This window comes from Ruminococcus sp. OM04-4AA, from assembly GCF_003462585.1.
Classification (GTDB): domain Bacteria; phylum Bacillota; class Clostridia; order Lachnospirales; family Lachnospiraceae; genus Mediterraneibacter; species Mediterraneibacter faecis.
In genome coordinates, this window is record NZ_QTZH01000076.1 from 1 (window position 1) to 9,697 (window position 9,697).

Below are 9,697 nucleotides of genomic sequence, written 5' to 3' on the forward strand. Positions count from 1 at the left end.
GAGCTCTTTCAGCTCTTTCTCAGTAAACATTGTTACCAGATAAGTCTGCATGGAAGTGTCCATATTGGAAAATACTTCAGCAGCTTTATCTTTTGGAATAAGACGAAAAAGCAAGAGCCAGTTCTTTATCACTTAAAGTTGAGAGAAGAGAGGCTATGTCCACTTCGTTCATTACATCGAGAATACTTCTGACAGCTTTGAATTTAATAATCCAGTTTTAATAAATAATAAAAGAAAATTTTTCTGTACTTGTCCAAGATTTACGTTTATTACCTGATAAGTATCAGGAAATTCCAAACAAAATTTTTTTACCGGATAGCAATATTAGAAAAATTGAATTGTATGTTCAACAGATATGTTATGAAGATGGGAAAATAGAAAGTTTGCCTGAACCTTGTTATATACAGACTTGTCAACAGAAAATGGATGTTGAATATATTCCGTATGCACAGAAAATCAATAAACAAGCCAAGTATTATATGATAGACCAGTCTAATTATTGGCAGTGCATTTGCGGTGAAGTTAATACAGGAAAGGTGTGTTTTAATTGTAAGACATCTAAAGAAGAAGCTAAACGTTTCTCTAAAGACAATGCACAATTTACTCTCAATCAAATGTTAAGACAAGAGGAAGAAGAAAAAAAACTGTTTGAAAAGAGACAAGAAGAGCAACGAATTCAACGAGAAAAAAACGAGAAGCAAGAACAAGTTAAGAAGAAAAAAAATGGTGTTATAGCTATTATTGCCGTTGTAGTTATTATTTGTACTGCCTGTCTTCTTAAGGTATATCAATACAATCATACGATTAAAAAAATTGAAACTTCAATGGATAATGAGCAATGGGATAACGCATTGAAGTTAATGGGAGAATCAAGCAAATTTAAAAAATTATATAATAAGTATGGTGAACAGTTATCTAGTAATGTAGGTTATTATGATAAAGCCTTTGGAAATCAAGATTTTAAAACAGTGTATTCTGAAGATGATTTATACTATTACAATACCAATATAAGTAGAAATGGATTGGCATATAAAATTTATGAAACAGAGGAAGATTATTTAGGAACTGTGAAAACGCTATGTGCAATCGATGAAAATGATAGAAGTCATGACATATATACCCATTATGAACATGCTTACGACACATATGATAATGATGTGGAATACATAATGTGGACAAACGATTGGATTATCATACAAGATGATGAAGACTTTTTTGCATTAAAATGTGATAAATCAGGAAATGTTTCTGAGGTTGATCTTTCCGATAATTTAAGCGATTTTTATGATAAGTTGTACATAAAAATGGCAGACGGAAATATTGTAGTAGCCAATGCGGAATATCTTGATGAAATAGATTATGATACAAATTTAATGTATTTTAATACTAAGAAAGGCTCATTTACTGAAACATCTTATGAAAGATTGAAAGATAAATATGATGTGGAAGAATCTTGGGAAGATTGTATACTCTACAAAAAATATGTTGATTGATTAGGAGAAAATAAGTCATGAAAAAAACAATATTATTATTGGCAAGCTGCATAATTGGAGCAGGAATTCTCTTCACTGGATGCTCTGGAAAGCAGCAAAATGAAAGCAATGTCCATTCAAGAAATAATGTATCTTCCCAAGATAACAAAATCGAACAAGCGACAATGGATTCGGAAGATACAATATTCTTAGTGGATAAAGTGGTTTTTGAAGATGGAATAATATCATTAAAGTGTAAAGAAATTACAGCTAATAATATTATATTTGAAGCAACTAATAAGTCGAAATATGATGTGGAGTGGTTGCAACTTGATATTAGCTTAGATGGCACGCAGTTATCACTATATGCAGACAGCAGTAGCGATCAAAATATAAAAGCAGGGGAAACTAGAGAAATAGTCCAAGTGGGAGATATTGATATTCCAGAACATAATAAAATGTCTTTATCAGGAGATATTTTCATAGATGGATCTTCAAAAGGCACAATTGATGTTTGTGATGTTGATTTAGGTGGAAATGAAAACACATACTCTACTTTGGAAAAAGAAAAACTGGTATATGACGACGAGAATGTTGCAGTATATTTTAATAGTATAGATATTAATCAAATGAATTTCTGTATAGAAAATAAGATGGGTAATGCTATAACTGTAGGATTTTGGGGCGATGAAGATTTAAAAATCGATGGATCTGTATATGGTTCTTCGGTTGCAACTATTAATTCGCATTCAAGTGGTATTTATATAGGTTATTTATATAGTAGTTCAAACGATAATATTCAAATTATGGATTTTCAAAAATTCGACGGTATTATGAAAATTAAAAATCAGAAAAATCAAGATATAGAAAGTATCAATCTTAATTTTACGTCTGATTAAAAGGTGAAATTGTTTTTTTAGGAGCAAAGAAATTATGAAAAAAATAGCAATAATATTAGTTAGCTGTATAATGGGTATTGGTATTCTGCTTACCGGATGCTCTGATAATAAAAAGAATCAACCATCTACTAACAATCAAGAAGGAAATGTTTTAGCAGAATCACCGCTGCTTGGAGAATGGACATTAAACAAGACTTCTACAGCAGCAGGATCAGCAACAATGGCAGAGATGATTTATGGAAAGTTGTATTCAGAGCCAGATGTTTTTAATTTCAAAGATGATGGAACAATAGAATCACAAACAAATGAATTTAATTTAACACAGTTTACATGGGGATGCGAGGATGAAAAATACTATCTCTACAAAAATGACCAAAAATGGGAAATTGAGTACAAAGACGATACGATTAGTTTTAATATTAATGACGCATCTTTTGAACTGATAAGAGGTGCGAAAAGTGCAGAGGAATTACTTAAAGCTGAAGGATTATGGCACGAAGATGAATTAGAAATTGTAAATGCTTCTGTGGAGTCTATAGGAAACGGATTCTTTGTTATAAAGTACGAAATCAAAAACAATACTTCTGAAAATCTTACTTTCAAGGGAATCTCAATTGATGAATATAATATAGACGATGTGCAGATAAAATCTTACAAATCGTACAATAAGAATGCTACGTTTTTTGAAATTGCCCCTGGGGAAAGTGGAGTATTAGAATTAACATTTGCATATGATTCTGGAATAACAAAAGCGGTAACTAATTCATATGAATATGAAAATGCAGACGGAGTGTTAATATCAGGTTCTTTCTCAACACCATATGAAGTTACAGGTATTCAATAAGGCTCTATTTCGATTAATAATAGAAAGAAACAAAATAGTTTACAACACGAGCGAAAAATTATATTGATGCACAACATTTTCTAAAAGAGGTACTTGATATATAAGTATCTCTTTTTTCTGGATGTAAACATACGCCCCCCTCCTATTTGTGTGATGCTGCTTGAACCATGAGACACAGAAGGTCGAGAGCTTGGGGTGTGAGATTAATGATTACGAAAAATTGACTTCACAATTTTGTGGCGTGAATCGTATAAAAATAGCACCCTGGTTAGGTGCTAAACTTTTATAAGTTCTTCAGTTTCGCTTGAAGCTGATCAATTTGTGCCTGGACTTCTTCTTTTGCCTTTTGTTTTTCTATATAATCTGCATCAGGGATGAATTCCATTATCTCATCCGGCATACAGTGGAAATAGTCGCAAATTCGACAAATACTTTCCGTTGTGACAGATTCATTGTGTAACATTTTTGCCAGCGTGCTACTACCAATTCCAGCTGAGTCTCTAAATTGTTTTTGCGTTAAACCCTCTGCTTTTAGCTTTTCAAAAAGCCTGTTAAACTCTACTTTCATCTTATATGCCTCCATTTGTATATTCACCTAGGAGAAACACCACCGCCCTGAAATGGATGCTTCATAGACCATTGAACACTTTTAGGGACAGTAACACGTTTCGTTCCATGCTTATTTTCTTTATGTTGATAACGTTTTTTGAAAATTCTTTTAGGATTTATTTTTTCCTCATTTTTCTTATAATAATCCCACATGAGATCTGTATACTTGTTTTTCATTTCACCCTGAACCCATGTTTTTTTATCGGGGAGATATAATAAAACATGTAGGTTATGTTTCTTTGAATAGAAGTTGGATTTGTTACAAAAAATTTCAATTCCATTGTCTAGGTGTAGTACGACTGTACCGATTGAAAATTCCCTGTCATGTATAAGATACTGTCCACCTAGTGTATGATATATACGCATATGTAACACCTTCCTATATATTATTTCCCTTTATTATATCATGAGTTGTAAAAATAAAAAACTGCGAGAATAGGTGTTTTATATAAAGTCAATGCAGAATATCTTATTACGAAAAATTGACTCAGTGTGTGGATGAATCACATTATACTATCTGAAAAAGCAGATTGTCTCTCTATGATTTTAACTACCCTCGCACCATAAGCACCACTATAGCAGAGACAGAGCAACACAGACAAGAACCAAACCATCACCGACCAAACAAAATAATGCAAAAATTTCTGTTGCTGTTTACCGTTATAGAAAAGCAATTTTAAGGAATGCTTAGAGTGGAATAACGAACAGACAGACGAAAAAGGCTAGAGGACTTTGAAAATCCTTTAGCCTATTTTTTTACGCTTGTTAGAGTCACTCAAGAAAAGTGTCTGCTCTGTACATCACATCATCAATATAATTATTTGATGGATTGTAAACCAATACCGTCTCCATTGTATCCCCTATCTTTACATCATCCGCAGAATATTTTATATAACTTCCATCTGCTGTAATCCTTGCATCTCCATTATCAGAAGTAACAACCGCATGAACGACTTCAATAATTATCTTGCCATTTCTATTCTGTACTGCGTAGGTGCATCTGTCGAAATCTTCAGCAGAATTGATATAATATATTTCTGTCTCAAATCCTGTCATATCAATTCCATTCAGTGAACTATTGACCGTTGTTTCTGTTGTTGTCTCTTGTCTGCTTTGTGTTGCTGTCTTTGTGCTTTCAGTATCTATCATGTGCGGTATTGTCATTCCTGTTATCATGCTTGTTATTATCCATGTTATCAATGTTCTTTTCATATCTCTTTTAATCTCTTTCTTATGTGATAATAGGGTGTAGCCTATACACTACACCCTTATTTATTATTGTTCATTCAGTATGTATTTAACTGCTTTCTCTGCTTTGCTACTTGCTGATACGATGAACTTGTTGTCGTTCTTTAATACTTGCAACCAGTCTTGTATATATCCACTTGAATTTTTAAAGCTTTTTTCTGTTTCAATGCCTAACATATTGACAAGTGTAGCACTTCCAAGCTCTGCAACGAGTTCTTCCTTTGAATAGGTTTCACTTCCGAAGTGTGCGCTTGCTCCTGTTTCCAATCTGTCGAGCCTGTTCTTATGTCCAGTGCTGTGAATCATTTCATGAAACAGTGTAGAATAAAATTCTTCTATATTCTGATACTGTTCTTTACACGGTACTTCAATATAATCGAAAGTCGGAGTGTAAAAAGCTTTGTTTGTTACCTTTTCAAATATCTTTAAGCGTTCTCTGTTCATGTATTCTGTTTTGATTTTCTCGGCTTCTTCAATTGGTTCAAGTTCTGATATTTTCAATTGCTCTTTTGGTTCAACTCCATCGACTTGAGAAATATGAAAGACGTTGTAATATCTTAATAAAGGTATCTGTTTAATTACCTTTTCACCGTTTTCATTTTCTTCTTCATATGGCTGAATCTTCCAAAATGTAACTACTTCTGATTTAGAACCTTTTTTAATCTTACCGCCCAAATCACTCCATTGTTTGAATGTTGCATACTCTCCACCATGTTTTAAAATCATCTGATTCAATAATGAATAAGGCTTATTACTTATTCTATTGTAAGCTCAGCTGTGTGTTCCTGTCCAAGGTTTCTGCCATGGGATGACTCCATTTTCTAACTGTTCAATAATTCGTTCTGTAATAATTTCATATACTGATTTCTTCATATAGTAGAACCTCCTCTGTATTTATTTGTTAATATAATATTAACATGGGTACATGTTATATGTCAAGCATGGGTACATGTACAAAATTAACGAAAACATGGGTACATGTTTGTGCGATTTGTCAATTTACAATGGCATGGGTACATGCTAAGATATAGTCACAAACAAAACAACAGAGCAAACAGCGAAGGGTGAAAACGAAGTGGCGAAAGCGTACCGAAGACACCAACGTAATACCGATGAGGGATAAGGGGATAATGAGACGGTCGAGAAACCTTAGATAGCTTTAAAGCCTGTCGGAGCTGAAAGCTCTTATAAAAAGAAAGAGAGGAAAAACATATGTGTATTACAAAGAACGAATTGGAAAAGAAGATTGAAGAATTAAGAAGTTTAAAAGCATTGAAAGAAGAGACTGAGAACGAGCTGAAAGTATTAGAGAATGAAGTCATTTTCTATATGAAAGAACACAATCTGACAGAAGAAATTACGAACAATGCGAAAGTAACTTATAAATCACAGAGCAGAACAACGCTTGACAGAAAGAAACTAGAGGAAGATTTAGGAGAGAGCTTGAAACCATATGAAAAAGTTACATTCTTTTCAGTCCTCAGAATTAAATAACAGTCACGGCGGAGAAATCCGCCAAGCTGTAATGCTACCACGGTGCGCAGTGAGAGTTCCAAGTCTCTATTAAAAGCAGAGGACAGCAGACAGAATGAAAGTGAGGTAAAAATAATGAAGTCGGGAAACATTTTATCAGTAATGAACGAAAGCAAAAATATGTATATATGGGACGATGGCGAAATCATTGCAAGCTATGACAGCAGAAATTCGATTCCATTTGAACTGAATGACAGACAGGTTGAAATGGTTGATTGTGAAAACAACGAGTTTCATATTTATCTTGAATGCGAATAAAGGGGGTGAAGAACATGAGATATAAAACAATCGCAGATTTTGGTGCTTATACAGTAATCGAGCCGACAGAGCCAGTGACAAAGATTCAAACTATCAACATCTGCCGAAAGCCAGTACAGATGAACAGAACACAGCATAAACAGATTAGCCATAAGAGCAGAAAGAAAGTTGAGAAAGAATTAAATCATTCTGCATACATGACAACAGCAGTTACATTTTTTTCTATTGTAGGAATGGTTGCCTGGTGGGTAGCAGTTGGATATTAGGAGAGGAGAACAGCGGTCATGATGTACAGTGAATTTATAGAAATGAGTGGTAAGAGTGAGAGTTACATATCTTTTAAGGAATACACGGAAGAAATTGAGCCGATCTATATGAACTGCGATATTCCAAACAAGCAGGAGTTTATAGAGCTTTTCAAAGATGTATTCAAAAAAATAGTATATCCGATTGTCAACAATTTGATATCAACAATGCCAGTAGAGGACAAGTTGACATATATCCATTCAGAAAGTTCAGACATTGAGAACCACATTAAATTAGTTGATTTACAAGCAAGAAAGCTTGCATATCAGTATATGAAAATGTATCTCGGAGTTTAGTAGGGGTGAAGCAGATGAAAAAATCAATAACAGAATTTGCAGTTGAGACAGACAAGAGCGGAGTAGTTAAAAGAATTGGGAAGAGTGTGATATTACAGCCAAGAACACACTTTTGTGGAGAACGAACAAAATATTTTGACGATTCCAAGCTTTTGAAAAAGAAGAAATAAAATAAAGGTAATTATTGAGTTAGTGGTCATTTGATTGACCGCTACTCATTAAGAAGAGGAGAAAAGATGTATAGAGTTTTCTTAACACGAACTAATATTACAATTCAAATTCTTGAAACAGAATCACAAGCAGAGAAAGTCTGTGAGGAATGGGGATGGAAATATGACGGTTCAGAGGGTTCAGGATTCATTGATTATGAAGAGATTATTAATCATAAGAATTGCTGTATAAATTAGAGGAGAGCGAAAATGTTTAGTTCAAAATATTTCACACTTGGAAGCCAGGTAGTAAGTCAGAAAATTAGCATAGAACTTTTGGAGAACAAGCTTTTTGCAATTGAAATCTTTAAGGCATTGGAAAGATTTTGTGATAAAGACTGGGGAGAAATGGGCGAAGAAGATAAGGCAGCCAATGAACAAGCATTAATAGAGGGAAACAGATTAATTGGAGCATATCAGACTTGCAAAGGAAAGATATGGATTATTACTGAAGCAGACAGATTAGCTACAACAGTGTTGTTTCCTAATGAATATTAGAGAAAGGAAGTTAAAACATGGCACTTGTAATTACAAATGGTATATACTATATTTATTTCAACGAAGACGGAAAGCATCGGAAAACAGAAGATATCAGTAAGGCAATTCAATACGACAGTGTAAATCAAGCCAAAAATTATATGAAGAAAGCTCCGGCTAAAACAAAGGGATACTATATTTTCGATACGAAAACAAAAAAGATTGTATGGAGACATACAAGAAGAAAAAAGAGAAGTCCAGGAACAAGAAAGATGTTGTATCACCAGTTTGATGGAAGATGTCAGTTGTGCGGAAAAAAATTGACATTGGAAAATATGACACTAGATCATATCATTCCTTTAGATTTGGGTGGAGAAGATGAATTGAGTAATATTCAAATTGCTTGTGCATCCTGCAATACATTGAAAAGAAATATTCTTCCAGATGATTTCACAAATCGTGTCACAAATATCTTTATGTATCAAATGGATAAGAAGCGAAAAGGGAATTTTATGTGGGAAATATCATCTGCAATATTGCGAAAAATTATTTAAGAGAATGGCACTGATGGAAATTATTTCTGTCGGTGCTAATCTTAAATATGACAGAACAGAGGACTTATGATATACTATTAAAAAGGCTGGAGATCAGTTCTTGATAATAGAGAAAGTGAGGACGGAATGTTGGCTTTAAGTGATAAAAAAAGAGATTCCAATAATAATTATTTAAAACAGTTGGAAGATATTAAAATAAGAGTTCCTAAAGGATATAGAGATGTAATTAAAAATCTTGCAAAAGAAGAAGGCTATGATGGAGTGAATCCTTTTGTAATTAATCTTGTAAATGGTGTCTTAAGAGAAAAGGGAAGAGAAGAGATTCCAACAGGCGTAAAAGAAACAAAAGCTAAATGATAAGAGAAAATTAACAGCAGATGAAACGGGACTTTCAAATTTGAAATTGTACCACCAGTAAACCCCAATATGGTAGCAGGTTTCATTCAGGTAATATAGCATATAATATAAAGCTGTAAAGGATGGTGAAAACATGAATCTTGATCCTAAAAAAATAGAAGAGTTGATTACTTTGTATTCAGAGTTAGACGATGAGTATCAAGAGGAGTTATTTTCAAAGGCAAAAGTTTTATCCATTAAGCAAACGCAAAAAAATCAAATATTAAAATCTAAAGAAAAATTTAAGACTAAAGAGGATCTTGATAAGAAGATAGATGAAAAAACATGTAGAAGATTAGAAGAAGTAAAGGAAATGCTGGATATATATGACAGTAAGATGAACGACTCGCAAAGAGCTGAAATAGTTGCTTTACTTGATAAGCTAACAGATGGTGGATTAACAGAGAAAACAGATATTGAAATAACAATCAATCATAAGAATGTAGATCTTATTGAATATTTAGAAGAGCAGTTCCCGGATGTAAATGTTAAAGAAGCGAATAAGAATGCAAATCGTTTATTGAAAGAGTTTTATAATAACTAAGAATTATAAAAACATATTGACGTACAGAATGTTGTACGTTATAATTTAAGTA

Annotated in this window: 17 protein-coding genes and 1 pseudogene; 12 read left to right on the plus strand and 6 right to left on the minus strand. The window is 33.2% G+C overall.

Annotated features, from left to right (window positions below; all coding sequences use genetic code 11):
• On the minus strand, positions 1 to 132 hold a 132-nt coding region (locus DXB52_RS17505; protein ID WP_472520338.1), incomplete at its 3' end, for a magnesium transporter MgtE N-terminal domain-containing protein.
• 290 nt (positions 133 to 422) lie between these two features.
• On the opposite strand from DXB52_RS17505, the gene DXB52_RS14150 reads away from it, so the two are divergent.
• The 3 genes from DXB52_RS14150 to DXB52_RS14160 are packed head-to-tail and all read left to right on the plus strand — an operon-like array spanning position 423 to position 3,215.
• Positions 423 to 1,493: a hypothetical protein gene (locus tag DXB52_RS14150; protein WP_147343385.1), complete on the plus strand. Its 1,071-nt coding sequence runs from the start codon at positions 423 to 425 to the stop codon at positions 1,491 to 1,493.
• Between the two features lie 17 nt (positions 1,494 to 1,510).
• Positions 1,511 to 2,371 (plus strand): hypothetical protein, encoded by an 861-nt coding sequence (locus DXB52_RS14155; protein ID WP_118107867.1) that lies wholly within the window; start codon positions 1,511 to 1,513, stop codon positions 2,369 to 2,371.
• Between the two features lie 34 nt (positions 2,372 to 2,405).
• The gene (locus DXB52_RS14160) at positions 2,406 to 3,215 is read left to right on the plus strand and encodes a hypothetical protein (protein WP_118107869.1); all 810 of its coding nucleotides are present in this window, start codon (positions 2,406 to 2,408) and stop codon (positions 3,213 to 3,215) included.
• Positions 3,216 to 3,498: 283 nt separating this feature from the next.
• Here the strand turns inward: DXB52_RS14160 and DXB52_RS14165 are convergent, their stop codons facing one another.
• The 5 genes and pseudogenes from DXB52_RS14165 to DXB52_RS17515 form a co-directional block, all read right to left on the minus strand.
• Positions 3,499 to 3,783, minus strand: coding sequence for a helix-turn-helix domain-containing protein (locus DXB52_RS14165; RefSeq protein WP_181989220.1), 285 nt, complete (start codon positions 3,781 to 3,783; stop codon positions 3,499 to 3,501).
• Between the two features lie 23 nt (positions 3,784 to 3,806).
• Positions 3,807 to 4,190, minus strand: coding sequence for a hypothetical protein (locus DXB52_RS14170; RefSeq protein ID WP_118107873.1), 384 nt, complete (start codon positions 4,188 to 4,190; stop codon positions 3,807 to 3,809).
• Between the two features lie 405 nt (positions 4,191 to 4,595).
• Positions 4,596 to 5,036: a hypothetical protein gene (locus tag DXB52_RS14175; protein WP_118107875.1), complete on the minus strand. Its 441-nt coding sequence runs from the start codon at positions 5,034 to 5,036 to the stop codon at positions 4,596 to 4,598.
• A 63-nt stretch (positions 5,037 to 5,099) separates the two neighbouring features.
• Positions 5,100 to 5,516, minus strand: a complete 417-nt coding sequence (locus DXB52_RS17510; RefSeq protein WP_270371114.1) for a zincin-like metallopeptidase domain-containing protein — start codon at positions 5,514 to 5,516, stop codon at positions 5,100 to 5,102.
• 108 nt (positions 5,517 to 5,624) lie between these two features.
• Positions 5,625 to 5,945 (minus strand): annotated as a pseudogene (locus DXB52_RS17515) (ArdC-like ssDNA-binding domain-containing protein); the annotation flags it as partial.
• 339 nt (positions 5,946 to 6,284) lie between these two features.
• Here DXB52_RS17515 and DXB52_RS14185 point away from each other — a divergent pair.
• The 9 genes from DXB52_RS14185 (at position 6,285) to DXB52_RS14220 (ending at position 9,645) form a co-directional block, all read left to right on the plus strand.
• Positions 6,285 to 6,566: a hypothetical protein gene (locus tag DXB52_RS14185; protein ID WP_118107877.1), complete on the plus strand. Its 282-nt coding sequence runs from the start codon at positions 6,285 to 6,287 to the stop codon at positions 6,564 to 6,566.
• A 141-nt stretch (positions 6,567 to 6,707) separates the two neighbouring features.
• Positions 6,708 to 6,863, plus strand: a complete 156-nt coding sequence (locus DXB52_RS16260; RefSeq protein ID WP_181989222.1) for a hypothetical protein — start codon at positions 6,708 to 6,710, stop codon at positions 6,861 to 6,863.
• 14 nt (positions 6,864 to 6,877) lie between these two features.
• Positions 6,878 to 7,129: a hypothetical protein gene (locus DXB52_RS14195; protein WP_118107881.1), complete on the plus strand. Its 252-nt coding sequence runs from the start codon at positions 6,878 to 6,880 to the stop codon at positions 7,127 to 7,129.
• A gap of 18 nt (positions 7,130 to 7,147) precedes the next feature.
• Positions 7,148 to 7,465: a hypothetical protein gene (locus tag DXB52_RS14200; protein WP_118107883.1), complete on the plus strand. Its 318-nt coding sequence runs from the start codon at positions 7,148 to 7,150 to the stop codon at positions 7,463 to 7,465.
• A gap of 14 nt (positions 7,466 to 7,479) precedes the next feature.
• Positions 7,480 to 7,635 (plus strand): hypothetical protein, encoded by a 156-nt coding sequence (locus DXB52_RS16265; RefSeq protein ID WP_181989223.1) that lies wholly within the window; start codon positions 7,480 to 7,482, stop codon positions 7,633 to 7,635.
• Positions 7,636 to 7,884: 249 nt separating this feature from the next.
• Positions 7,885 to 8,172, plus strand: a complete 288-nt coding sequence (locus tag DXB52_RS14205; protein ID WP_118107885.1) for a hypothetical protein — start codon at positions 7,885 to 7,887, stop codon at positions 8,170 to 8,172.
• A 17-nt stretch (positions 8,173 to 8,189) separates the two neighbouring features.
• Complete coding sequence (locus DXB52_RS14210) at positions 8,190 to 8,705, plus strand: HNH endonuclease (RefSeq protein ID WP_118085350.1); 516 nt, start codon at positions 8,190 to 8,192, stop codon at positions 8,703 to 8,705.
• A 126-nt stretch (positions 8,706 to 8,831) separates the two neighbouring features.
• Positions 8,832 to 9,062 carry a hypothetical protein gene (locus DXB52_RS14215; protein ID WP_118107887.1) on the plus strand — a complete coding sequence of 77 codons (231 nt, stop codon included), beginning with the start codon at positions 8,832 to 8,834 and terminating at the stop codon, positions 9,060 to 9,062.
• 133 nt (positions 9,063 to 9,195) lie between these two features.
• On the plus strand, positions 9,196 to 9,645 hold the full coding sequence (locus DXB52_RS14220; RefSeq protein WP_118107889.1) for a hypothetical protein: 450 nt from the start codon (positions 9,196 to 9,198) through the stop codon (positions 9,643 to 9,645).
• Positions 9,646 to 9,697: the final 52 nt, after the last annotated feature.

Bases quoted from the DNA above. Each gene is read 5' to 3' on its own strand.
- DXB52_RS14210 (WP_118085350.1), top strand. From the start codon at position 8,190: ATGGCACTTGTAATTACAAATGGTATATACTATATTTATTTCAACGAA.
- DXB52_RS14195 (WP_118107881.1), top strand. From the start codon at position 6,878: ATGAGATATAAAACAATCGCAGATTTTGGTGCTTATACAGTAATCGAG.
- DXB52_RS14175 (WP_118107875.1), bottom strand. From the start codon at position 5,036: ATGAAAAGAACATTGATAACATGGATAATAACAAGCATGATAACAGGA.
- DXB52_RS14220 (WP_118107889.1), top strand. From the start codon at position 9,196: ATGAATCTTGATCCTAAAAAAATAGAAGAGTTGATTACTTTGTATTCA.
- DXB52_RS16265 (WP_181989223.1), top strand. From the start codon at position 7,480: ATGAAAAAATCAATAACAGAATTTGCAGTTGAGACAGACAAGAGCGGA.
- DXB52_RS14205 (WP_118107885.1), top strand. From the start codon at position 7,885: ATGTTTAGTTCAAAATATTTCACACTTGGAAGCCAGGTAGTAAGTCAG.
- DXB52_RS14170 (WP_118107873.1), bottom strand. From the start codon at position 4,190: ATGCGTATATATCATACACTAGGTGGACAGTATCTTATACATGACAGG.
- DXB52_RS14150 (WP_147343385.1), top strand. From the start codon at position 423: ATGGATGTTGAATATATTCCGTATGCACAGAAAATCAATAAACAAGCC.
- DXB52_RS14155 (WP_118107867.1), top strand. From the start codon at position 1,511: ATGAAAAAAACAATATTATTATTGGCAAGCTGCATAATTGGAGCAGGA.
- DXB52_RS14200 (WP_118107883.1), top strand. From the start codon at position 7,148: ATGATGTACAGTGAATTTATAGAAATGAGTGGTAAGAGTGAGAGTTAC.
- DXB52_RS14160 (WP_118107869.1), top strand. From the start codon at position 2,406: ATGAAAAAAATAGCAATAATATTAGTTAGCTGTATAATGGGTATTGGT.
- DXB52_RS17510 (WP_270371114.1), bottom strand. From the start codon at position 5,516: ATGAACAGAGAACGCTTAAAGATATTTGAAAAGGTAACAAACAAAGCT.
- DXB52_RS14165 (WP_181989220.1), bottom strand. From the start codon at position 3,783: ATGAAAGTAGAGTTTAACAGGCTTTTTGAAAAGCTAAAAGCAGAGGGT.
- DXB52_RS16260 (WP_181989222.1), top strand. From the start codon at position 6,708: ATGAACGAAAGCAAAAATATGTATATATGGGACGATGGCGAAATCATT.
- DXB52_RS14185 (WP_118107877.1), top strand. From the start codon at position 6,285: ATGTGTATTACAAAGAACGAATTGGAAAAGAAGATTGAAGAATTAAGA.
- DXB52_RS14215 (WP_118107887.1), top strand. From the start codon at position 8,832: ATGTTGGCTTTAAGTGATAAAAAAAGAGATTCCAATAATAATTATTTA.